The sequence below is a fragment of the Streptomyces sp. NPDC051822 genome, assembly GCF_044452745.1.
Lineage (GTDB): Bacteria > Actinomycetota > Actinomycetes > Streptomycetales > Streptomycetaceae > Streptomyces.
Genome location: NZ_JBITBZ010000001.1, coordinates 898,645 through 921,676 on the forward strand (window position 1 = coordinate 898,645; position 23,032 = coordinate 921,676).

A 23,032-nucleotide genomic window follows, 5' to 3' on the forward strand; every position below is an offset into this window, starting at 1 on the left:
GAGCCAACGCCATGACCGCCCCACGGCATTCCCGTGTGCCGCGTGACAGTGGCACATGGGAGGATCGGTGCTGTTTCGAACGCGCCACGAAGGAGTGACCGTGCCCGGTGAGAATCTGTCCCGCGACGAGGCCCAGGAGCGGGCCGCGCTGCTGTCCGTCGACGGGTACGAGATCGTCCTCGACCTGCGGTCGGCGGTCGGCGACTCCGACGAGGCGGTGCGCACCTTCCGCTCGGAGACGACGATCCGCTTCCGCCGCACCGGCGACGGCACGAGCACCTTCGTGGACCTGATCGCCCCCTCCGTGGACGCGGTCACCCTCAACGGGCGCTCCCTCGACCCGGCGGTCGTCTTCGACGGCTCACGGATCGCGCTCGACGGCCTCGCCGACGAGAACACCCTCGTGGTGGACGCGCGGTGCGCCTACAGCAGGACCGGCGAGGGCATGCACCGCTTCGTCGACCCGGAGGACGGCGAGGTCTACCTCTACACGCAGTACGAGCCCGCCGACGCCCGCCGGGTGTACGCCAACTTCGAGCAGCCCGACCTCAAGGCCCCGTACCGCTTCTCGGTGACCGCGCCCGAGGGCTGGACGGTCTGGTCGAACGGCGCGGGCGAGCAGGATGCCGAGGGGGTGTGGCGGTTCGCGGAGACGGCGCCGATCTCCACGTACATCACGTGTGTCGTGGCGGGCCCGTACCACTACGTGACCGACAGCTACACGCGCGGCGACCTCGAGATCCCGCTCGGCGCGATGTGCCGGAAGTCGCTCGCGAAGCACTTCGACGCGGACGACGTCTTCCTGATCACCAAGCAGGGCTTCGACTTCTTCCACGACAACTTCGACTACCCGTACCCCTTCGGGAAGTACGACCAGGCCTTCGTCCCCGAGTACAACCTCGGCGCGATGGAGAACCCGGGCATGGTGACCTTCCGCGAGGAGTACATCTACCGGGGCAAGGTGACCCAGGCCGCGTACGAGGCCCGGGCCAACGTCATCCTGCACGAGATGGCGCACATGTGGTTCGGCGACCTGGTCACCATGGTGTGGTGGGACGACCTGTGGCTGAAGGAGTCCTTCGCGGACTTCATGGGCTCCTTCGTGAACGCCGAGGCGACCCGCTTCACCAACAGCTGGGTGACCTTCGCCAACAACCGCAAGTCCTGGGCGTACCGCGCCGACCAGCTGCCGTCCACCCACCCGATCACGGCCGACATCCGTGACCTGGAGGACGCCAAGCTCAACTTCGACGGCATCACGTACGCCAAGGGCGCGTCGGTGCTCAAGCAGCTCGTGGCGTACGCCGGGCGGGACGCCTTCCTGGAGGGCTCGCGCCGCTACTTCAAGCGCCACGCCTACGGGAACACGCGGCTCGCCGACCTCCTGTCGATCCTGGAGGAGACCTCCGGCCGCGACATGAGGACGTGGGCGAAGTCCTGGCTCCAGACCTCCGGCGTGAACGCGCTGACCCCGGCCGTCACCTACGACGCCGAGGGCCGGATCACCGAGCTCGCCGTCCTCCAGGAGGGCGACGAGCTGCGCCCGCACCGCGCCGCCGTCGGCCTCTACCGGCTGTCGGGCGGGGAACTCGTGCGGTACGCGCGCGCCGAGGCCGACATCACCGGCACCCGGACGGTCATCGCCGATCTGACCGGCCAGGAGAAGCCCGACCTGGTCCTCGTCAACGACGACGACCTCACCTACTGCAAGGTCCGCTTCGACGAGCGCTCGCTCGCCACCCTGCGGGCGCACCTCGGCGACATCACCGACCCGCTCGCCCGCGCCCTGTGCTGGTCGGCGCTGTGGAACCTGACCCGCGACGGGCTGATGCCCGCCCGCGACTTCGTCGCCGTGGCCCTGGCCTTCGCGGGCCGAGAGACGGACATCGGCGTCCTGCAGATGGTGCACGCCTGGACGAAGTCCGCCGTCACCCTCTACGCGGCCCCAGAGTGGCGCGAGCGGGGCGGGCGGCTGCTCGCCGAGGGCGGCCTCAGTGAGCTGCGGGTCGCCGAGCCCGGCAGCGAGCACCAGCTGACGTGGGCGCGGTTCTTCGCGGCCACGGCCTCCACCGACGCCGACTTCCAGCTCCTGGAGGGGCTGCTCGACGGCACGGCGAAGATCGACGGGCTCGACGTCGACCAGGAGCTGCGCTGGGCGCTGCTGTCCCCGCTCGCCGTGCACGGGCGGGCCGACGAGGCCCGGATCGGCGAGGAGCTGGCCCTGGACGACACGGCGACGGGCAAGCGCCACCAGGTGCGCCTGCTGGCCTCGCGGCCCTCGGCCGCCGTCAAGGCGCAGGCCTGGGCGCAGGTCGTCGAGTCGGACACCCTGTCGAACGCGCTGGTCGAGGCGACGATCGCGGGCTTCGTCCAGCCCTCGCAGCGTGAGCTGATCGCCCCGTACGCGGAGAAGTACTTCGCGGCGATCGAGCGGCTGTGGGCCGAGCGGTCCATCCAGATCGGCATGGACGTGGTCCGGGGCCTGTTCCCGGGACTCCAGGACGACGAGGCGACGCTGACCGCGACGGACGCGTGGCTGTCGGCGCACGAGTCGGCGGCGCCGGCGCTGCGGCGCCTTGTCCTGGAGGCGCGGGACGACCTGGCGCGGGCGCTGCGCGCGCAGGCCTGCGACCTCCTGGCGGCGTAGTCCTCACACCGGTGAGATCGAAGGGGGTCGCGGGCTTCGGCGCGCGGCCCCTTTTCGGCATTCGAACGCGCGTACTTTAGGGCAGGCTTGTCCCCAATTGTCGACGAGCGTGTAACAGAGGTTAGGGCAGCCTTCGGGAGCGGAAGACCCCCGGCATGAACCACAACACCCCCATCACCCCCCGCCCCGCCCCCCTCGCCTCCCGCATCGGCACCACGGGTCGCGCCGAACGTCTCGCCTCCGCCGAGCAGTTGAGGGCGCAGGGCGTTCCCGCCGCCGAGGTCGCCGCCCACTGCGGGCCCGGCGGCTGGCAGCAGCTGCTCCCCGGCGTCTTCCTGCTCCAGCCGGGACCCCCCACCAGCGAGGACCGGCTCCGCGCCGCGCTCCTCTACGCCCGCAGGACCGGGGCCGTCCCCACGCAGGGACCCGAGGCGATGATCACCGGGCTCGCCGCCCTGACCCTGCACCGCTTCTCCTCCGCTCCCCCGCTCACGGCCCTGGACCGGATCGACGTCCTGGTGCCGCGCACCCGGCGACTGCGGTCGACCGGCTGGGTGCGGATCGTGCGTGCCCCGGAGTCCCCCGAGCCGGTGGAGCTGACGGGCGTTCCCGTCGCCCCGGTCGCCCGCGCCCTCGCCGACGCGGTGTCGGGGCTCTCGGACGCCGAGACGGTACGCCGGCTGCTCACCGAGGCCGTCCGTGGAGGCCACTGCGAACCGGCCACGGTCGTACGCGAGTTGAGCCGGGCCCGGCTGCTGACCCGGCCGCACGTGGTGGACGCGGTGGACGCCCTCCTCGTCGAGGGACGGGCGCTCTCCGAGGAGCGCCTGTACGAGATGGTGCGGGAGTTCGGCCTGCCGGACCCGCTGTGGAACGTGGACCTGCGGCTGCCGGGCGGCCCGCACCTGGGCGGGGTGGACGCCTACTGGCCGGACCAGGCGGTCGCCGTCGAGCTGGACACCCGGGCGCCGCGGCAGGAGGACGACGCGCTGTGGTCCGAGTACACCCGCAAGCGGGAGCACCTGGAACGGCTCGGCATCACGGTCGTCCACCTCACCCCGCGCAAGCTGCGCGAGGCGAGGGACCAGCAGGCCACCGTGGTGCGTACGGCCCTGATGGCCTCGCCCGACCGGCAGCCCGCCGCGTACGTCGTCGTCCTGCCGCGGTGAACGGGGCGGAGTGGGGCGTCAGTTCATGGGGACCAGGCCGGACAGGGTCACCGCGGGCCTCGCGGACTTCACAAACTTCGCGGCCTCCCCGGACTTCGCGGTGAGGCCCTTGGGGTCGGCGCCCTTCGGGGTCGTACCGCAGAACTCGGCGTCGATGACGCTCTGGGTGTCGCCCGTCCAGTCCGCGTTGAAGTTGCCGGCGAGGGTGTGCCGCCCGTCGCGGGTGGTGTACGCCTCCGAGATCGAGCCGTGGATGCCGCCGCCGTGGCCCCAGATCTCCGTGCCGCAGCCCAGCTTCTGCCACGAGATCCCGAGGCCGTAGCGGAACTGGGGGTACTCGGGGTCGACCGGCACGGTGGCGGTCAGCTCGCTCATCCCGGACTTCGGGAGGAGCCGGCCCTTCAGGAGGGCGCGGTAGAAGGTCTGGAGGTCCGCCGAGTCGGAGATCATCTCTCCCGCGGCGAGGGCGAGGGTGGGGTTGAGCTCGGTGACGTCGTGGACGGGGCCGCCCTGGACGTAGAGGGGCGAGTACGCGCGGCTGCTGGGCTGCGGCACGGTCACCCGGGTACCGGGGACGCTGGTGGCGCGGAGCTTCAGCGGCTTGATGATCCGGTTCTCGACGGACTTTCCGTACGGGCGCCCTGTGACCTTCTCTATGACCATTCCGGCGAGGACGAAGTTGGTGTTGGAGTAGCTCCAGCCGGCGCCGGGGGCGAACTCCGGCTCATGGGCCATGGCGACTCCGACGAGCTGCCCGGGCGTCCAGGTGTCGAAGCGGTGCTCCAGGAAGCCGGGGCCGAACACCTTCTCCTGGAAGGCGGGGTCGCCGGTGTAGCTGTAGATGCCGCTGGTGTGGTTGAGCAGCTGGCGGACGGTGATGTTCCGGCCGTCGTGGCCGTTGCCCCTGACCACGCCGGGCAGCCACTTCTCGACCCGGTCGTCGAGGTCGAGGCGGCCCTCCGCCTGGAGCTGGAGGAGGACGGTGGCGGCGAAGGTCTTGGTGATGGAGCCGACCCGGTAGCGGTCGTCGCCCCCGCGGTCGCCCGCGGTGCCGGTCCACCGGTCGCCTCCGTCGCGGGCCTGGGCGACGGCGCCGGGCACGCCCGCGTCGACCGCGGCCTGCAGCGCCTGCTGGGTGGCCGTGTGGTCGCGCCGCTCCGGCGCCGGTGCCGCGAGGGCGGGAGTGGCGAGCGCGGTGGCGGTGAGCCCCGCGACCAGGGCGGTGGCGAGGACGGTGCGGGTCGTGCGTACGGCTGACATGCGGGCTCCCCTGAGATTCTGCGGTGCGTGTTGCGGTCGGCGGGGAGGACCACGGGGCGGGCGGGACGGTTGAGCGGGGGTGCGGTGGTTGAGCGTCTTTCAGCCGTTCGGCGGCGGGGTCAGCCGTTGGTCGGATCGGCGAGCCGGGAGCGGCCGACCGGGGGCCGCTCGCGCCACAGGTCGAGGCCGATGTCGACGAGCTCGACCCGGGTCAGGCCGGGGACGGAGTCGAGCGGATGCCAGGCGGCGAGGTCAGTGGAGCCGCCGGTCTCGTTGCGCAGCGCACCCCCGGTGACCTGGGCTTCGTAGATGATCCGCAGGCCCTGGAAGTCGCCGGGGTCGCCGAGGCGGCGCAGCCGTCCGCGCCGGATGGAGTCGATCCCGAGGAGGGCGGTGGGCTCGGCGAGGTAGCCGGTCTCCTCCTCCACCTCGCGGACGACGGTCTGCACGGGCTCCTCGCCGTGGTCCATGCCGCCGCCGGGCAGCGTCCACCGTCTGGTGCCGTCCTTCGCCACCCAGCGGGCGAGGAGCACCTCCCCGTCCCGTACGCACACGGCGTAGGCCGCCACCCGCAACTCCTGCTTCATGAGGAGAGGTTAGAGCGTCCGCCGGTCAGAACCAGTAGGCCGGATACGTGCGGCCCGAGGCGCGGGCCGAGCCGAGGCCGACGGCGACCAGGAGGAGGGAGGCGAGGGCGAGTAGGCCGAGAAACGACCAGAACGGCGGGGACTGGAGGGCGACGATCACCGCGGTGGCCGCGGCGGGCGAGTGCGGGGTGCGCGCGAGCATCATCACGCCGAGTGCGAGGCCGCCCGCGACGGCGGCGGCCCACAGGCCGGGGCCCGCCCCACGAGGAGGACGGCGAACCCGGTGAGGGCGGAGAGCAGTTGGCCCCCGACGACCGAGCGCGGCTGGGACAGCGGGAGGTCGGGGGCGCCCGCCACGAGCGCCATGCTCGCGGCGAGCGGCGGGATGAGCAGGGGCTGGTCGAGCACGGTGCCGACGGCGACCAGGACCAGGAGGGCGGCGATGCTGCCGGCGGTGGAGGCGAGCAGGATCCGGGGCCGGGGGCGAGGGGGCGGGCCGGGGCGGGTGCGAGGAGGGGTGCCGGCAAGGGCGGCGGCGGCTTCGGGCAGAGGGGTGCCGGGGGCCGGGACGGTGGGCAGCACGGGCGGTCCTCGGGGGTCGGTTCGGGCGGCGACGGGGCCGACCGCAGGGCGGGCTGGGGTCGCGGTCGGCGGTCGGCGGTCGGCGGTCGGCGGTCAGACCTCGGACGGGTTCGCCGGGGAGTACTCCGGGGGCGACCAGCGCAGGGGGCTGCCGGCCGGGGTCTCGGCCACGCGCTCGACGCGGAAGCGGGTGACGCGTCCTCCGGGGCCGTACTCCGTGTGCGCGAGGCCGCTGAGCTGGAGGGTGGTCCCGGTCTCCCAGTCCAGGAAGAGCAGGCCCGCGCGGCCGTCCTCCTCCAGGTTGCCCAGGGTCAGGAACATCGCGTTGCCCGGGTAGTCGCGCCAGCTGAGCTCCCCGGGCGCGTCGACCCTGACGAAGCCGGGGTTGCCGCCTCGATGGCCGACGTCGACGCCGTCGGGGGCGGCGGTGGCCACGAAGAAGGTGTCCGCCGCCCGGACGTGGCGCACCTGGGCGGGGGTGAGCGCCTCGCCGTGGTGGACGGTTCCGGTCCCGGTGCGGTCGGGATCGGAGCCGTACCACTCCCTCTTCTGGATGTATTTCGGGCAGTTGGAGAAGACCTGCTCGGCCTCGACGGTGAAACCGCGCGCGCTGGGGCGGGCGGTGCCGTTGAGGCGCATGCGGCGGCGCGTGCGGGGGTCGAGAGCGAGGGTGCCGACGGGGGTGCCCTCGTGGGTGATCGCGCCGGCGAGCGGGTCGTGGGCGGGGACGCCGCCGGCGACGGAGACGGTGTGCGGGCCGGTGGCGCGGGTGAAGCCGGGTGCGCCCGTGAGCAGGCTCGACCAGACGCGGCCCGCCCCGTCCGCCGCGCCGATCATCAGCATCGGCTGGAGCTCCAGGAAGGCGGCGGCGACGGGGCGGATGCCGGGGGTGATGGAGCGGCCCACGTGCTGGGCGACCTCGCGGACGCCGACACGCGCCTGGACGGCGAGCGAGCCGGGGGTGTACGGGTCCATGACAGGCCTCCCTGGAGTGCGGGTCGAGTGCCGGCTGTTAGAAGAAGCCGCAGGTGGGGGCCGTCTCCGACGGGGCCTCCGCGCCCTCGGCACCCTTCGGGACCGAGATCTCCAGGCGGGTGCCGTCCGGGTCGTGGAAGAAGATGCCGCCGGAGGCCGCGCCCTCGCGGTGGGCCACGACGCCCTCGTACGCGAAGGTGGCGCCGCGGGCGGTCAGCGCGGCCTCGGCGGCGCGGACGTGGTCGAGGGACTCGGCCTCGAAGGCGAGGTGGTGGAGGCCGGCGCGGCCGGGGGCGTAGGCCTCGTCGGCCTGCTGCCAGAGGGTGAGGACCAGGCGGCCGTTCTGACCGAGGAAGGCGAAACGGCTGTCGCCCTCCGCGCCCTCACCGAGGGTGTCGAAGCCGAGGACGTCGCCGTAGAAGGCGAGGGAGCGGTCCAGGTCGGTGACGCTGAGGCCGACGTGGTGGGTGGCGAGTGTGCCGATCGCGGTCATGGCGTAGCTCTCCCTGGGATGGCGGGCCAGCCCCTCGGGCTAACCTCTTAACTCGACCTTAGAGGTTAGGATTGCGAGCGTCAACCGCTCACGTACTCTTGAGGGGTTAGTTCACGGTCAGTTCACCGAGGAGGTTCCCGCCATGACCGCCACCGACCCGCGGCCGCTCACCGGGGAGCCCGTCTCGCTCGACCTCCTCAACACCCGCTGGAACGAGGAGGGCGTCCGCCAGGACCTGCTCTCCGACGTCGAGGGACTCGCCGTGTGGCTCGCCGCCAACGGTCTGGAGCGGCGATTCACGGCCGACGCCGCCACCCTGCGCCACACCCTCGCCGCGAGGGACGCGCTCGCCGCGCTCGTCGACCACCCCGGCGACCCCGCCGCCACCGCCCGCGTCGACGCGGTCCTCGGCCACGGCCGCATCCGGGCCACGCTCACCGCGGCCGGCCCCGGCGAGCAGGTCGAGTTCGCGGACCCGGCCCACGGCCCCGGCTGGACCGCCGCCCGCGACTACCTCGACCTGCTCCGCACCGCGCCCGACCGCATCAGGGCGTGCGCCCACGAGGCGTGCATCCTGCACTTCTTCGACACCTCGCGGAACGGCACCCGCCGCTGGTGCTCGATGGCGGCCTGCGGCAACCGGGCCAAGGCCTCGCGCCACTACGCCCGCTCGAAGGACGCCTGAACCCCTGCCGGGCCCTGAACACCCCTGCCCCTTGAACGCCCCTGCCCCTTGAACACCCCGCCAGATCGCCCCGTTTGCGGGTGATTAATCCCCGATGGCGCATCGTCCGCACTGGCGGATGTGCGCCATCGACGCATTCCGCCACCCGGCAAGTCTCCACAAACCCCTGTCACTTGCGAAAGGCTCAGCGGTCATCCGGTACCGAAATCCGGACCCTCTCTTTCACAATCAGGGATGTACATGACCCCCCAGAGCTCCATACCCGGGCGCTCGCCCTCCGGGAGACGTGCGGCCCGCATCGCGGCCGCCGCAGGACTCGTCGCCGCGCTCGTCGCGACAGGTGCCGCCCCGGTCCTGGCCATCGACGCTCCCGCCACCACTCCCCCGGTGAAGGCCACCGACGCCGCCGACAAGCTCGGCGCCACCGACGCGCAGCGCCTCACCGAGGCCGAGGCGAGCGGCGAGAAGAACGTCACGATCCTCGTCGCCACCGCCCCCGGCGCCACCGAGCAGGTGGCGGGCCAGCTCGACGCCGTCGCCGGCGCCTCGGTCGGCAAGCGGCAGGACGCGCTCGGCTACGTCCGCGCGACCCTGCCGACCGCCAAGGCCGACGCGGCCATCAAGGCCGCGGCGAAGCTCTCCTCCGTCCAGTCGATCGACCTCCAGGCCGAGATCCCGCTGGACGACCCGACCCCGGACGCGGGCGCGACCACCGGCGCCGTCGAGGGCACGACCGTCACCACGACGTACCCGGCCCCGGGCAAGAACACCCCGGCGAAGAACCCGTACAACCCGTCCCACGAGACGGGTGCGGTCGAGTTCGTCGAGGACCACCCCCGGGCCGACGGCCGCGGCGTGACCATCGGCATCCTCGACTCCGGTGTCGACCTGGGCCACCCGGCCCTGCAGAAGACCACCACCGGCGAGCGCAAGATCGTCGACTGGGTCACCGCCACCGACCCGCTGACCGAGGGCGACGCCACCTGGCGCGCCCAGATCACCCCGGTCACCGGCCCGGTCTTCACCGCGGCCACCCAGAGCTGGAAGGCGCCCGAGGGCTCCTACCAGTGGAGCCGCTTCAGCGAGTCGATCACCGCGGGCGGCGACCCGGCCGGTGACATCAACCGCGACGGCGACACCACCGACGTGTTCGGCATGCTGTACGACCCGGCCGCCGGCACCGTCCGCGTGGACGCCGACCAGAACAACGACTTCACGGACAACGCGCCGATGAAGCCGTACAAGGACGGGCACCAGGTCGGCTACTTCGGTACCGACAACCCGGCCACCGAGGTCGCGGAGAAGACCCCGTTCGTCGTCGAGATCCGCAAGGACGTCGCGATGGACCCGCTCGGCGGCAGCTGGGTCGGCCAGAAGCGCGACTTCGTCAACATCGGCATCGTCGAGTCCTCCCACGGCACCCACGTCGCCGGCATCACCGCCGCCAACAGCCTGTTCGGCGGCCGGATGAACGGCGCGGCGCCCGGCGCGAAGATCGTCTCCTCGCGCGCGTGCACCTGGACCGGCGGCTGCACCAACACCGCCCTCACCGAGGGCATGACGGACCTCGTCGTCAACCGCGGCGTCGACATCGTCAACATGTCGATCGGCGGCCTGCCCGCGCAGAACGACGGCGACAACGTCCGCGCCCGGCTCTACACCCGTCTGATCGACCAGTACGGCGTGCAGCTGGTCATCTCGGCCGGCAACTCCGGCCCCGGCATCAACACGATCGGCGACCCCGGCCTGGCCGACAAGGTCGTCTCGGTCGGCGCGGCGATCTCCAAGTCGACCTGGGCCGCCAACTACGGCTCGGCCGTCACCAAGTCGTACGCCATGTTCCCCTTCTCCTCCCGCGGCCCGCGTGAGGACGGCGGCTTCACCCCGACCATCACCGGTCCGGGCTCGGCCGTGAACACCATCCCGACCTGGCAGGCCGGCGCCGGCGTCGCCGAGGCCGGCTACGCGCTGCCCGCCGGTTACGGCATGCTCAACGGCACCTCGATGTCCTCCCCGCAGGTCGCGGGCGCGAGCGCGCTGCTGCTCTCGGCCGCGAAGCAGCGGGGCCTGGAGCTCTCCCCGCTCACCCTGCGCACCGCGCTCACCTCGACCGCCCGGCGGATCGACGGCGTCAAGGCGCACGAGCAGGGCTCGGGCCGCATCGACATCAACGAGGCCTGGGACTCCATCAAGGACGGCGCGACCGCCCACGACTACAAGGTCGAGGCCCCGGTCGACACCGCCATCTTCCCGGCCCCGCACACCGGCACCGGTGTGTACGACCGTGAGGGCGGCCTCAAGGTCGGCCAGAAGAAGGTCTACGACGTCACCGTCACGCGCACGAACGGCCCGGCCTGGGCGGTCGAGCACGAGCTCGAGCTCAAGTACAACGACGGCACCTTCCGGATCCTGGGCGACGACGAGATCGACCTGCCGCTGAACAAGCCGGTCACCGTCAGGCTCGAGGCCCGTCCGACCAGCGCCGGCGTGCACAGCGTGATCCTGGAGGCCGACGACGAGGACACCGAGGGCGTCGACAAGCAGATCCTCGCCACCTCGGTCGTCGCGAGCGACCTGGTCGCCCCCGGCTACGGCTTCTCCACCGCCGGCACCGTCCAGCGCAACAGCCACAAGTCGTACTTCGTGACCGTGCCGGAGGGCGCCAAGTCCCTCGAGGTCGCCCTCGGCGGCCTGAAGGCCAAGAGCCAGACCCGGTTCATCGCGATCCACCCGTACGGCGTGGCCATCGAGTCCACCGCGTCCACCGCGTGCTACCCGCACTACAACCCGGCGAACACCTGCCGCCCGGACCTGCGGTCGTACGCCAACCCGACGCCGGGCGTCTGGGAGATCGAGGTCGAGTCGCGCCGCACCTCGCCCGACCTGGACAACCCGTTCACCCTGGGCGTCTCCGTCCTCGGTGCCTCGTTCGACCCGGCCGTCCAGACCGTCGCCGAGGCGAAGGTCGGCACGCCGGCCCCCGTCGAGTGGACCGTCACCAACAAGTTCGCCGCGCTCGAGGGCAAGCTGAAGGGCGGCCCGCTGGGCTCGGCCAAGGTCGAGACCCCGACCATCCAGCACCACGAGCAGCAGACGAAGACCGTCACCATCGGTGAGGGCGTCGAGCGCCTCGACATCGCGATCGGCAACACCTCCGACAAGGCCGCCGACCTCGACCTGACCGTCTCCTTCGGCGGCAAGCAGGTCGGCCAGTCGGCGGACGGCGACTCGGAGGAGTCCGTCTCCCTCGTCAAGCCGGCCGCGGGCACGTACACCGTCGTCATCGACGGCTACGCGGTCCACGCCGAGGGCGGCACGACCTTCGACTACAAGGACGTGTACTACTCCGCCGCGCTCGGCAGCGTCCAGGTCGACAACGCCACGACCTACCCGCTGGCCAACGGCGCGAGCGCCAAGGTCACGGCCGAGGTCCTGGTCGCCGGGGCGGCTCCCGAGGGCCGCCAGTTCTTCGGCGAGGTCCAGCTGCTCAACGCCCGCGGCACCGTCGCGGGCTCCGGCAGCGTCCTGATCGGCAGCGTCACCCCGTAACACCGCGAGACAGTGAGGGGCGGGCACCGGTTCCGGTGTCCGCCCCTCTCCCGTTCCTCCGCGCGCCGTTCCTCCGCGCGCCGTTCCTCCGCGTGCTGTTCCTCCCGCGCGCGCCGGTCAGCCGGGGTGCGGGCAGTCGGCTCCGGCGGACCCGGGGAGCGCCTTCTCCACCCATGCGCGGCCGTACTCCAGACCGTCGCGCACCGCTCCGACGTCCTCGCCGGAGTCCCGGGGCGGAGGGTCCCCCTGCCGGTAGGTGAGCGGGCCCTCTCCGGGGAACCGCGAGACGACGACGAGCATGCGCGTGCCCACCCGGAAGTAGGATCCGCCGCCAGGCTCCTCCACGGGCACGTCCCCGGCGGTGAAGACGAGGCGGGACTCCCCGGCCGCCGTCCCCGCCGTCCTTGCCTCCTTCTCGGCCTCCCCCTCGGCCCCCTCCTTGTACCTGCGCTCCACGCTCAGGGTGACGCGGAGCCCCTCGTCCCCGCCCAGCCGCTCGACCCGGGTCACCGTTCCCTCGGCGATGTCCGTGGCGCACGCGACCAGGCCCTCGGGGGTGAGCTTCGCGCTCTCCATCCCCTCGTCAAGCCGTCCGTTGTGGGCCACGAGGTAGGCGCCCGCGGTCCCCAGGACGCCAAGGACGGCCACCGCGGCCACCACGGCGAGCGCCCGCCGCAGAGCACGCCGCCGACGGGGGCGCGGCGGCCCCTCGGGGGCGGGTGCCGGCCCCGCCACCGCCGTGGCGATGAAGGCCAGCTGCTCGCGCAGGATCTCCACGTCGGCCAGCGCCGCCCGCACGTCGGGGTCCCCCTCGGCCCCCTCGGGCAGCGGCTCGCCGGACACCGCCAGTCGTACCGCGTCGCTCTCGTCCCGCTCGTCCCTCTCCACCCTCACACCACCTCGTCCGTGTGCAGCCGGGCACGCAGCGCGCGCACGGCGGCGTGCAGTCGGCTCTTGACCGTTCCCTCGGGGATCTCCAGCGCCTGCGCGATCTCGGCCACCGCCAGATCCGCGTAGAAGCGCAGCACCACGACCTGCCGCTGCGGCAGGGGCAGCGCGTCGAGCCCCTGCGCCACCGACAGCGTCAGGACCCGTGCCTCCTCGACGCCCGGCTGCTCCGTGTCCCACGGCCGCAGCGCGGTCAGCCGCTCGTCGAGCCGCTCGCGGCGGCGGCGCTCCCGGTGCCAGTCCACGGCGATGTTGGAGGCCACCACCGCGCACCAGGCGGCGGTGGACCGCAGCGGCTCCCGTCCCCCCGCCCGGAACTCCAGGAGCTTCAGCCGCACCTGCTGCACGCCGTCCTGGAGCTCCGCGTGCGGCACCCCGCCCAGTGCCAGGATCGCTCTCACCCGGTCCACGAGGGCCGCGTCCAGCGGATCGTCGGCCCCGGGCCGCCGGGCCTTCCTCACTACCACCACCGCGCATCCTCCCCTTCCGCGTCCCCCCTGTGACGCGGAAGCGGCACGAAACGTTCGATCCGGCCCCGGGCAAGCGTCCCGCCCTGTGGACAATGGATTGGACAAGGCGCCCCGGGACATACGCATCATGGACCGGCAGCAGCCTGCACATACGTACGGAGGAGTCCCCGTGAAGGTCGGAATCGTCGGAGCCACCGGTCAGGTCGGCACAGTCATGCGCAGCATCCTGGCCGAGCGGAACTTCCCGGTCGACGAGCTGCGGCTCTTCGCCTCCGCCCGGTCCGCCGGCACGGTCGTCGACGGGGTCACGGTCGAGGACGCCTCCACCGCCGACTACACCGGTCTGGACATCGTGCTCTTCTCCGCCGGCGGCGCCACCTCCAAGGCCCTCGCCGAGAAGGTCGCCTCCCAGGGCGCCGTCGTGATCGACAACTCCTCCGCCTGGCGCCGCGACCCCGAGGTCCCGCTGGTCGTCTCCGAGGTCAACCCGCACGCGGTCAAGGACCGCCCCAAGGGCATCATCGCGAACCCGAACTGCACCACGATGGCCGCGATGCCGGTCCTCAAGCCGCTCCACCAGGAGGCCGGCCTGACCGCGCTCGTCGCCACCACCTACCAGGCCGTCTCCGGCTCGGGCGTGGCCGGTGTCGCCGAGCTGCGCACCCAGGCGTGTGCCGTGGCCGAGACCGCCGACCAGCTGGCGTTCGACGGCGAGGCCGTCGCCTTCCCCGAGCCCGGCGTCTACCGCCGCCCGATCGCCTTCAACGTCATCCCGCTGGCCGGCAACCTGGTCGACGACGGCTCGTACGAGACCGACGAGGAGCAGAAGCTCCGCAACGAGTCCCGCAAGATCCTGGAGATCCCCGAGCTCAAGGTCTCCGGCACCTGCGTGCGCGTCCCGGTCTTCTCCGGCCACTCCCTCCAGGTGAACGTGCGCTTCGAGCGTCCGATCAGCGTCGAGCGCGCCTACGAGCTCCTCAAGGACGCCGAGGGCGTCGAGCTCTCCGAGATCCCGACCCCGCTCCAGGCGGCCGGCAAGGACGCCTCGTACGTCGGTCGCATCCGCGTGGACGAGACCGTCGAGAACGGTCTGGCGCTGTTCCTCTCCAACGACAACCTGCGCAAGGGCGCGGCGCTGAACGCCGTGCAGATCGCGGAGCTGGTCGCGGCCGAGCTCAAGGGCTGACCCGTACGGACACCAGCGAGGGGCGGCCACCCGGGTGGGTGGCCGCCCCTCCCGTGTTCGCCCTGGGAAATGTGTCGTGCGCCGGGGAAGGGCCCCGTGGAAGGATGGGCCAAACGTCACGAAACCGAGGAGATGACCGGGTGCCTGGCACGAACCTGACCCGTGAAGAGGCTCAGCAGCGGGCGGCGCTGCTGACCGTGGACGCGTACGAGGTCGAACTCGACCTCTCCGGTGCGCAGGAGGGCGGCACCTACCGGTCCGTCACCACCGTCCGCTTCGATTCCGCAGAGGCCGGTGCCTCGACGTTCATCGACCTCGTCGCGCCCGCCGTCCACGAGGTCGTCCTGAACGGCCACGCGCTCGACGTCGCCGCCGTCTTCCGCGACTCGCGGATCGCCCTCGCCCACCTCGTCGCGGGCCGCAACGAGCTGAAGGTCGTCGCCGACTGCGCGTACACCAACACCGGTGAGGGCCTGCACCGCTTCGTCGACCCCGTCGACGACCAGGCCTATCTGTACACGCAGTTCGAGGTGCCGGACGCACGTCGCGTCTTCGCCTCGTTCGAGCAGCCCGACCTGAAGGCGACCTTCCAGTTCACCGTGAAGGCGCCGAACGGGTGGAAGGTCATCTCCAACTCGCCGACGCCGGAGACGCCGAAGGACGACGTGTGGGTGTTCGAGCCCACGCCCCGGATCTCGACGTACATCACCGCCCTGATCGTCGGCCCGTACCACTCGGTGCACTCGACGTACGAGAAGGACGGGCAGAGCGTCCCGCTGGGCATCTACTGCCGCCCGTCGCTCGCCGAGTTCCTCGACGCCGACCACATCTTCGACGTCACGCGCCAGGGCTTCGACTGGTTCCAGGAGAAGTTCGCGTACGACTACCCGTTCGCGAAGTACGACCAGCTCTTCGTGCCCGAGTTCAACGCGGGCGCGATGGAGAACGCGGGCGCGGTCACCATCCGCGACCAGTACGTCTTCCGCTCGAAGGTGACGGACGCGGCGTACGAGCGGCGTGCCGAGACGATCCTGCACGAGCTCGCCCACATGTGGTTCGGCGACCTCGTCACCATGGAGTGGTGGAACGACCTGTGGCTGAACGAGTCGTTCGCCACCTTCACCTCGGTCGCCTGCCAGGCCTCGGTGGCCGGCACCCGCTGGCCGGGCGCCTGGACGACCTTCGCCAACGCGGAGAAGACCTGGGCCTACCGCCAGGACCAGCTGCCGTCGACGCACCCGATCATGGCGGAGATCAACGACCTGGAGGACGTGCTCGTCAACTTCGACGGGATCACGTACGCCAAGGGTGCGAGCGTCCTGAAGCAGCTCGTCGCCTACGTCGGCGAGGACGAGTTCTTCAAGGGCGTGCAGGCCTACTTCCAGGCGCACGCCTTCGGCAACACCCGCCTCTCCGACCTGCTCGGCGCCCTTGAGGAGACCTCCGGGCGCGACCTCAAGACCTGGTCGAAGGCGTGGCTGGAGACGGCCGGCATCAACATCCTCCGGCCGGAGATCGAGACCGACGAGAACGGTTTCATCACCTCCTTCGCCGTCCGGCAGGAGGCTCCGGCGCTGCCCGCCGGCGCCAAGGGCGAGGCCGTGCTGCGCCCGCACCGGATCGCGATCGGCTTCTACGAGCTGAACGAGGCCGGCAAGCTGGTCCGCACCGAGCGCCTCGAACTCGACGTCGAGGCCGCCGGCCTGACCGCCGTGCCGCAGCTCGCGGGCAAGGCCCGCCCGGCCGTCGTCCTCCTCAACGACGACGACCTGTCGTACGCCAAGGTCCGCCTCGACGAGGTGTCCCTCACCAACGTCACCGCGCACCTCGGCGACTTCGCCGAGTCCCTGCCGCGCGCCCTGTGCTGGGCCTCCGCCTGGGACATGACCCGCGACGGCGAGCTGGCCACCCGTGACTACCTGGAGCTCGTGCTCTCCGGTGTCGCCAAGGAGTCCGACATCGGCGTGGTCCAGTCGCTCCAGGGCCAGGTCAAGGCGGCCCTCGACCTGTACGCGGCGCCGGAGTGGCGGGAGGCCGGGCTGACCCGCTGGACCGAGGCGACGCTCGCGCACCTCCAGGCGTCCGAGCCGGGCAGCGACCACCAGCTGGCGTGGGCGCGGGCCTTCGCCGCGACCGCGCGCACGCCGCAGCAGCTCGACCTGCTCGCCGCGCTCCTGGAGGGCCGCGAGTCGATCGAGGGTCTGGCCGTCGACACCGAGCTGCGCTGGGCGTTCGTCCAGCGGCTCGCGGCGACCGGTGTCTACGACGAGACGGAGATCGCCGGCGAGCTGGAGCGCGACCGCACGGCGGCGGGCGAGCGGCACGCGGCGACCGCGCGCGCGGCGCGCCCGACGGAGGCGGCGAAGGCGGAGGCCTGGGCCTCGGTCGTCGAGGACGACAAGCTGGCGAACGCGGTGCAGGAGGCCGTCATCGGCGGGTTCGTCCAGTCCGACCAGCGTGAGCTGCTCGCCGCGTACACGGCGAAGTACTTCGCGTCGATCAAGGGGGTCTCGGAGACCCGCAGCCACGAGATGATCCAGCAGATCGTGGTCGGCCTCTACCCGACCCTCCAGGTCTCGCAGGAGACCCTGGACGCGACGGACGCGTGGATCGCCGAGCACGACCCGGTCCCGGCGCTGCGACGCATGGTGACGGAGTGCCGCGCTGGTATCGAGCGCGCCCTCAGGGCACGGGCGGCGGACGCGGCCGCGGCGGTCTGACACGGCTGATCCGGTACGGAGAAGGGGCGCCCCCGCGCGGAGGCGCCGCCGGTCCGGTACGGAGAAGGGGCGCCCTCCCCCCGGGGGGCGCCCCTTCCGCGCTTGGTGTCCGCCCGGCGGGCGGGCGTCGGTGCGCTGCCGCTGCCGCCGGGCGGAGGTTTTGGGGGTGTCAGCCGCCGAGCGCCGTGAACCGGGCGCGCAGGTCGGCCGCGCCCTGCTCCGTCAGCCCGCCGTGCAGCCGCATCCGGGCGACGCCGCCGTCAGGGAAGGCGTCGAGGCGGACGTGGGTGACGACGGCCTGGGCGGGGAGCTTGAAGCGGTGGAGGGTGTCGGGCTGGAGCCTGGTCCTCGGGATGATCTCGAACCACTCGCCGGACTCGCCGTTGCGGCCCTGGAGGGCGATCCAGCCGGCCGAGTTGCCCTTGAGGTAGGCGGTGTCGATCTCCACGGCGCGGACGGCGCCCTGCGCGGCGAGCCGGAAGCGCACCCAGTCGTTGGTGCCGCGGACCCGGCGGCGCCGGTTCTCCCAGCCGTCGTCCATCTTGCGGGAGGTGCCGGGCAGGATGATCTGGGTCGGCGAGGAGTAGAACCGGTCCGAGGCGTCCTCGTACGAACCGCCGTTGAGTACGGAGACCAGGTCGATCGTGCCGAGCAGCTCCAGCCACTCGGGGTCGGGTACGACCTCGCCGTGGACGCGGAGGCGGGCGATGCCGCCGTCGGGGTGCTGGCAGAGCCGGAGGTGGGTGAAGCGGCGCTCCACGTCGATCGTGAACCCGTTGGCGGCGTGGCCGCGGACGGGGGTCGGCGGGACGAGCTCCTCCCACTTCGCGTCGAGCAGCTCGGCGGGGCTGGGCGAGCCCTCCACGGCGGTCGCCTGCACGCTGACGCGCTGCGGGTAGTTGCCGCGGAAGTGGGCGGTGTCGACGACGATCCCGCGGATCACGCCGGGGGCGCCGAGCCGGACGACGGCCCAGTCGTGGTCCTCGGGGGCGGGGAAGACGTTCTCCGCGTCGGCGCCACGGCGGCGGCGGGTCTCCCAGCCGTCCATGATCTTGCCCTTGTGGCCGAAGTGCTCCGGGTCGAAGACGGCCCGCTCGCGGACGAGGAGGTTCTCCCGCTCGGCGAAGAACTCGTCGTTGGCGGCGACGACCCCGGCGCCGAGGCGGCGGTCGGCGAGGTCGACCAGCTCGGTGAAGGGGAAGTCACCGGTGCGGTAGTCGGCGTACGGGTCGCCGCCGGAGTAGGGGGCGGCGTCGTTGGCGTGCGGGTCCGTGTTCTCGTCGTTCGCTTCGAAGCTCATGACACGACTCTCCCGCGACCGTTTCCCCGCGTCCATCGAATGTTTCCGACGGGTATGTTCAGCTCTGCTGAACGGTCTCCCGGGCGGCCGCCGCCTGCCGCAGCGCGGCGAGGACCCGTGCCACCGCCGGGCCCTCCTCCGCCCCGCGCCGTACCGCCGCGACGACATGGCGGCGCGGCTGGTCGGCGGCGAGGACGCGCATGACGACGCCCGCGCCGCCCCGGCGTTCCGCGGAGGCCATCCGGGGCACGAGGGCGACCCCCATGCCCGCCTCGACCATCGCGAGGATCGCGGTCCAGCCCGAGGCGCTGTGCGCCTGGTCGGGGACGAAACCGGCCGCCTCGCAGGCCGCGGTGGTGATCTCGGACCAGGGCCCCGAGCCGCCGAAGATCCAGGATTCGGCCGCGAGGTCCGCGAGCCGCAGGCCGGGGGCCTCGGCCTGCGGGTGCCCGGCGGGCAGCGCGACGTCGAGCGGGTCGGCGAGCAGCGGCATCCGGCTGAACTTGGGGTCGCGGGCGGTCGGCGCGTGGGCGGCGAGGGACAGCGCCAGGTCGACCTCGCCCGCCGTGAGCAGCTCGTACGCCTCCGCCGCCTCGGCCTCCCGGACGCGGACGTCGAGCCCGGGGTGCGCGGTCCGCAGCTGCCGCACGGCGGGCACGACGAGCGCGGGCACGGACGTCGGGAACGCCGCCACCCGTACCTGCCCCGCCTCGCCCCGCAGATAGCCGTCGAGTTCGGCGTCGGCGCGCTCCAGCTGGGCGAAGACCACCTCGGCGTGCCGCAGCACCAGATGGGCGGCGTCGGTGAGCCTGACCCGGCGGCCCTGGGCTTCGAGGAGCCGTACGCCGAGCTGCTTGGCGAGGTTGGTGAGCTGCTGCGACACGGCCGAGGGGGTCATGAGCAGGGCCTCGGCCGTCGCGGTGACGGTGCCGCGGTCGCGGAGCGTGCGGAGGATCTGGAGCTTCTTGATGTCCCACTCGGTCATGGGGCGCAACCTACCGGGCGTGCCGGGCGGCACTCAGCGGCCTCGGGCCACAGACGGGCTGGAGGTATTGAAGTGCTCTCTTCCGCGAGCGGAGGAGATTCCCACCTATCTCACGATGGCGGGCTTGACGCGGCACGCGCGCCTGACGACTGCCCTCCCGGCAGCCGGGATGAGCGCGAGGCCCATCCGATAGAGGTCCAGAATGTTCCGGCCCGCGTTGTGGTCGGCGTTGCCAGTCCACCCACAATCGGGGTTCTTGCACGCGAACACGGCCTGGGACTCCCGGCTGCCCGGGGTGGTGTGCCCACACGCCGAGCAGCGCTGGGAAGTTCCGGTGGCGGGCACCTTCACCAGGGTCCCGCCCTCGCGAGCGGTCTTGTACGCCAGAAGCTCCACCGTGCGGCCCCACGCCTCGGCGTGGATGGAGCGGTTGAGGCCTGACTTCTGCGCGACGTTCTTACCCGGGGAGTGCACAGTTCCCTTGGCGGACCTGGTCATGTTCGTGATCTTCAATGCCTCCACCACGACGGTGCCGTACTTCTTGGCGATGTCGGTGGTGGTCTTGTGCTGCCAGTCCAGGTGCCTGCGCTTGGCTCTCGCACGAAGCCCTTGGATCCGGTTATAGGTGCGCCGCAGGCGCTGGGAGGTCTGCTCCCCGCGGTTGCGGCAGGTCTTGCGGCGGGCGGCCCGCCGCTCCAGGCGGAGTAGCGTCGCCTGTTCCGTTTTGGTAAGCCACCTGCCGTGATCGTGTGTGGTCCCGTCGGAGAGTGCCAGAGGGACGGTGACGCCGACATCGATGCCGACTTCCGGCCCCTGATGGGGTTGAGGAGTGGGGTCAAGGGTTGTCACACGGAAGGCGATGTGCCAACCAAGCGCGTCCTTGACCAGCCTGGCACCGGTGATCCGGTTGTCGGTGTGAGCGTGCTTGCCGACCGGAAGATCCTTCGTCCAGTGGAACCGGACCCGGCCCACTTTGGGGATGTTGGCCATGCCCCAGCGGCGGTGCACACGCTTGATCTGAAGGTCCCGGCCCTGTGGGATGTCCACCGACATGACCGTGTGGAAACGGGCCTTGAATCCCGGCTCGCCAGCCCGGCCCTCCCAACAGTTCTTCCACGCCTGAACGTACGTCTTCAGCACCGATTGGGCGGCCTGCGCGGGAAGCACAGCGAGCCAGTCGATCTCCCTCCGCGCCTGGCGGATCGCCGCATCGGCAGCGGCCAGGGACCTGCGCTCCCGGGAGAGCATCGTCCACCAGTCATGAAGGCAGTTCCACATCGCGCGTGCAGCGTGGGCCTGGTCGTCCATGAGGAGGACCTGCGCAGGTGTAAGCACCAGCCGGGCGCGATGTCCGAACTGTCGTTTCACCCTCGCGCGTCCACTCACACCCCGAAGATAGAGCGCAGCGGCGAACCCTTGGCGTCGATGCCAGGAATTGAAAAGTTAAGGGCAGCAATACGCACGTACCTTTATTTTTCAGTTCATAGGATGACCTATCATGATCACTGGCGAGCGCGAGCAGGATGCCGTGCGTCCGTCCGCACACCACCCGCCCGGAGCCCCAATCGAGCTCCATTCATTTCAGCTGAGCTGAACGTTCCGGCGGCGTTGGGCACTTCGACCGACTCTGGGGCGGCGCCCCTCGGGGTACGGGGGTCCAGCTGGCCCGCGAGCGTGGCGCCGAAGGCGATCACCATGCCGAGCACCTGCACTGGACCGAGGGCCTGACCGAGGGCCGCCCAGCCGATGATCGCGGCGGTGAGGGGCGAGAGCGGGCCGAGGAGGGTGACGGAGGAGGCGCTGAGCCGCTCGATGCCGCGGAACCAGAGGAAGTAGGAGACCGCGGTGTTGCCGAGGGCGAGGTAGGCGTAGCCGGCCAGGTGAGTGCCGGTCAGGGCCGGCGGGGCGCCCTCGATCAGGAAGGCGACGGGCAGGATGAACAGGCCGCCCGCGGTGAGCTGCCAGCCGGTGAGCGCGAGGGCGCCGACGCCTTCGGGGCGGCCCCAGCGCTTGGTGAAGACGACGCCCGCCGACATGGAGAGGGCGGAGAGCAGCCCGGCGATCACCCCGACGAGGTCGAGCGCGGCGCCGGCCTTGAGGACTACGAGGCTGACGCCGAACGCCGCGGCGACGGCGGTGAGCAGCGACTTCACGGTGGGCCTGTCACCCAGGAAGAGGGCGGCGAGGCCGACGACGAAGAGCGGGCCGACGGAGCCGACTACGGCGGCGACGCCGCCGGGGAGCCGGTAGGCGGCGAGGAAGAGCAGCGGGAAGAAGGCGCCGATGTTGAGGGCCCCGAGGACGGCGGACTTCCACCACCAGGCGCCCCGCGGGAGCTTGCGGGTGAGCGCCAGGAGCAGCAGGCCGGCGGGCAGGGCGCGCATCAGGCCGGTGAAGAGCGGCCGGTCGGGCGGCAGGAACTCGGTGGTGACGAAGTAGGTGGAGCCCCAGGAGACGGGGGCGAGGGCGGTGAGCGCGACGACGGCTGCCTTGCGGGACATGACGGTTCCCCCTGCTCTGGAGTGCCGGCCGAGATGGAGTTCCGGACTGGCTTGGCAGTAATTAACTTAGCACTAAGCTACTTACTTACAAGTGGCTTAGTGGCGAGTGGCTTAGTTGCCATCGAGGTGGCGTGAAGGGAACACTGGATCCATGACTACGGAGCCCGCCGCCCACGACGCCGTCGACGCCATCACCGACCAGTGGGCAGCCGTCCGCCCGGACCTGGACACCGTCCCCATGGCGGTCTTCGGACGGATCTACCGGCTGGCCAACGCCATGCGCGGCAGGGTCGACAAGGCGTACGCGCCCTACGGCATGGCGCTCGGGGAGTTCGACGTGCTCGCGACGCTACGGCGTTCCGGCGAGCCGTACACGCTCTCGCCGCGCGAGCTGACCGCCACGCTGATGATCACCACCGGCGGGATGACGGGCCGGCTCGACAAACTGGAGAAGGCCGGGCTGCTCACCCGCAGCCCCGACCCGAACGACCGGCGCGCCCTGCGGGTCACCCTCAGCGAGCGCGGCAAGGAGCTGGTGGACCAGGCCGTGGGGGCCGGTCTCGCGGAGCAGCGGGCGGCCCTGGAGGCCGCCCTCGGCGAGGAGGAGGCGGAGCAGCTGGCCGGGCTGCTCCGCAAGCTGCTCGCGACCACGGCGTGAGGGGCTCGACGCACGCGAGGGCGCCGCACGGTACGTCGTACCGTGCGGCGCCCTCGGCGAGGAGAAGGAGGAGGCGGTCAGGCCTTCTTGGACTTGTCGAGCACCATCACGAGGCCGACGATCACCAGGAACAGCACCAGCGGGGCGGCCACGAACAGGCCGAGGGTCTCGACGACCTCCAGCTTGGGGGCCGGGTCGTCGCCGTCGTCGCGGGTGAGCGCGAGCGCGGGGGACGACATGAGCAGCATCATCAGCGTCGTACCGGCCGCGAGCGAGCCGGCGCGCAGAGCGTTCTTCTTGTCCACGGTGCAAACGTA

Annotated in this window: 18 protein-coding genes and 1 pseudogene; 7 read left to right on the plus strand and 12 right to left on the minus strand. The window is 71.9% G+C overall.

Annotation, left to right across the window (positions count from 1 at the left end):
* Nucleotides 1–100 precede the first annotated feature (100 nt).
* Nucleotides 101–2,647 (plus strand): aminopeptidase N, encoded by a 2,547-nt coding sequence (gene pepN / locus ACIA8N_RS04105; RefSeq protein WP_365787576.1) that lies wholly within the window; start codon nucleotides 101–103, stop codon nucleotides 2,645–2,647.
* Nucleotides 2,648–2,802: 155 nt separating this feature from the next.
* Nucleotides 2,803–3,816, plus strand: coding sequence for a hypothetical protein (locus ACIA8N_RS04110; RefSeq protein WP_365787577.1), 1,014 nt, complete (start codon nucleotides 2,803–2,805; stop codon nucleotides 3,814–3,816).
* A gap of 18 nt (nucleotides 3,817–3,834) precedes the next feature.
* Here the strand turns inward: ACIA8N_RS04110 and ACIA8N_RS04115 are convergent, their stop codons facing one another.
* The 5 genes and pseudogenes from ACIA8N_RS04115 to ACIA8N_RS04135 form a co-directional block, all read right to left on the minus strand.
* Entirely contained in the window at nucleotides 3,835–5,076 is a 1,242-nt protein-coding gene (locus ACIA8N_RS04115; RefSeq protein WP_365787579.1) for a serine hydrolase domain-containing protein, read from the minus strand.
* 119 nt (nucleotides 5,077–5,195) lie between these two features.
* Nucleotides 5,196–5,663 (minus strand): NUDIX hydrolase, encoded by a 468-nt coding sequence (locus tag ACIA8N_RS04120; RefSeq protein WP_365787581.1) that lies wholly within the window; start codon nucleotides 5,661–5,663, stop codon nucleotides 5,196–5,198.
* A 25-nt stretch (nucleotides 5,664–5,688) separates the two neighbouring features.
* Nucleotides 5,689–6,212, minus strand: a pseudogene (locus ACIA8N_RS04125) (HPP family protein).
* Nucleotides 6,213–6,338: 126 nt separating this feature from the next.
* Complete coding sequence (locus ACIA8N_RS04130) at nucleotides 6,339–7,220, minus strand: pyridoxamine 5'-phosphate oxidase family protein (RefSeq protein ID WP_365787583.1); 882 nt, start codon at nucleotides 7,218–7,220, stop codon at nucleotides 6,339–6,341.
* 37 nt (nucleotides 7,221–7,257) lie between these two features.
* Nucleotides 7,258–7,713 carry a VOC family protein gene (locus ACIA8N_RS04135; RefSeq protein ID WP_365787585.1) on the minus strand — a complete coding sequence of 152 codons (456 nt, stop codon included), beginning with the start codon at nucleotides 7,711–7,713 and terminating at the stop codon, nucleotides 7,258–7,260.
* 142 nt (nucleotides 7,714–7,855) lie between these two features.
* Here ACIA8N_RS04135 and ACIA8N_RS04140 point away from each other — a divergent pair, with 142 nt between their 5' ends.
* Together ACIA8N_RS04140 and ACIA8N_RS04145 are read left to right on the plus strand one after the other, a co-directional pair.
* The gene (locus ACIA8N_RS04140) at nucleotides 7,856–8,398 is read left to right on the plus strand and encodes a CGNR zinc finger domain-containing protein (RefSeq protein WP_365787587.1); all 543 of its coding nucleotides are present in this window, start codon (nucleotides 7,856–7,858) and stop codon (nucleotides 8,396–8,398) included.
* A 234-nt stretch (nucleotides 8,399–8,632) separates the two neighbouring features.
* Nucleotides 8,633–11,947, plus strand: coding sequence for a S8 family serine peptidase (locus tag ACIA8N_RS04145; RefSeq protein WP_365787589.1), 3,315 nt, complete (start codon nucleotides 8,633–8,635; stop codon nucleotides 11,945–11,947).
* Between the two features lie 117 nt (nucleotides 11,948–12,064).
* On the opposite strand, the gene ACIA8N_RS04150 is transcribed toward ACIA8N_RS04145, so the two are convergent.
* Both ACIA8N_RS04150 and ACIA8N_RS04155 read right to left on the minus strand, forming a co-directional pair.
* Nucleotides 12,065–12,835 (minus strand): hypothetical protein, encoded by a 771-nt coding sequence (locus ACIA8N_RS04150; RefSeq protein WP_365787591.1) that lies wholly within the window; start codon nucleotides 12,833–12,835, stop codon nucleotides 12,065–12,067.
* A 2-nt stretch (nucleotides 12,836–12,837) separates the two neighbouring features.
* A complete protein-coding gene (locus ACIA8N_RS04155) occupies nucleotides 12,838–13,362 on the minus strand; it encodes an RNA polymerase sigma factor (protein ID WP_399415761.1) in 525 nt (174 codons plus the stop codon).
* A 172-nt stretch (nucleotides 13,363–13,534) separates the two neighbouring features.
* Between ACIA8N_RS04155 and ACIA8N_RS04160 the strand changes: the two genes are divergently transcribed.
* Entirely contained in the window at nucleotides 13,535–14,551 is a 1,017-nt protein-coding gene (locus tag ACIA8N_RS04160) for an aspartate-semialdehyde dehydrogenase (protein ID WP_365787595.1), read from the plus strand.
* A gap of 140 nt (nucleotides 14,552–14,691) precedes the next feature.
* Nucleotides 14,692–17,271, plus strand: a complete 2,580-nt coding sequence (pepN, locus tag ACIA8N_RS04165; protein WP_365778158.1) for an aminopeptidase N — start codon at nucleotides 14,692–14,694, stop codon at nucleotides 17,269–17,271.
* A 169-nt stretch (nucleotides 17,272–17,440) separates the two neighbouring features.
* Here pepN (ACIA8N_RS04165) and alc read toward each other — a convergent pair whose 3' ends face one another.
* From alc to ACIA8N_RS04185, 4 genes are all read right to left on the minus strand, one after another.
* Nucleotides 17,441–18,571, minus strand: a complete 1,131-nt coding sequence (gene alc, locus ACIA8N_RS04170) for an allantoicase (RefSeq protein ID WP_365778156.1) — start codon at nucleotides 18,569–18,571, stop codon at nucleotides 17,441–17,443.
* A 58-nt stretch (nucleotides 18,572–18,629) separates the two neighbouring features.
* On the minus strand, nucleotides 18,630–19,556 hold the full coding sequence (locus ACIA8N_RS04175; RefSeq protein WP_030555623.1) for a LysR family transcriptional regulator: 927 nt from the start codon (nucleotides 19,554–19,556) through the stop codon (nucleotides 18,630–18,632).
* A gap of 105 nt (nucleotides 19,557–19,661) precedes the next feature.
* Nucleotides 19,662–20,924: a transposase gene (locus ACIA8N_RS04180; RefSeq protein ID WP_365778154.1), complete on the minus strand. Its 1,263-nt coding sequence runs from the start codon at nucleotides 20,922–20,924 to the stop codon at nucleotides 19,662–19,664.
* A gap of 134 nt (nucleotides 20,925–21,058) precedes the next feature.
* Nucleotides 21,059–22,057, minus strand: coding sequence for an EamA family transporter (locus ACIA8N_RS04185; protein WP_365778152.1), 999 nt, complete (start codon nucleotides 22,055–22,057; stop codon nucleotides 21,059–21,061).
* 151 nt (nucleotides 22,058–22,208) lie between these two features.
* On the opposite strand from ACIA8N_RS04185, the gene ACIA8N_RS04190 reads away from it, so the two are divergent.
* Complete coding sequence (locus ACIA8N_RS04190) at nucleotides 22,209–22,715, plus strand: MarR family transcriptional regulator (protein ID WP_365778150.1); 507 nt, start codon at nucleotides 22,209–22,211, stop codon at nucleotides 22,713–22,715.
* Nucleotides 22,716–22,792: 77 nt separating this feature from the next.
* Here ACIA8N_RS04190 and ACIA8N_RS04195 read toward each other — a convergent pair whose 3' ends face one another.
* A complete protein-coding gene (locus ACIA8N_RS04195; protein WP_030219499.1) occupies nucleotides 22,793–23,020 on the minus strand; it encodes a hypothetical protein in 228 nt (75 codons plus the stop codon).
* Nucleotides 23,021–23,032 lie beyond the last annotated feature (12 nt).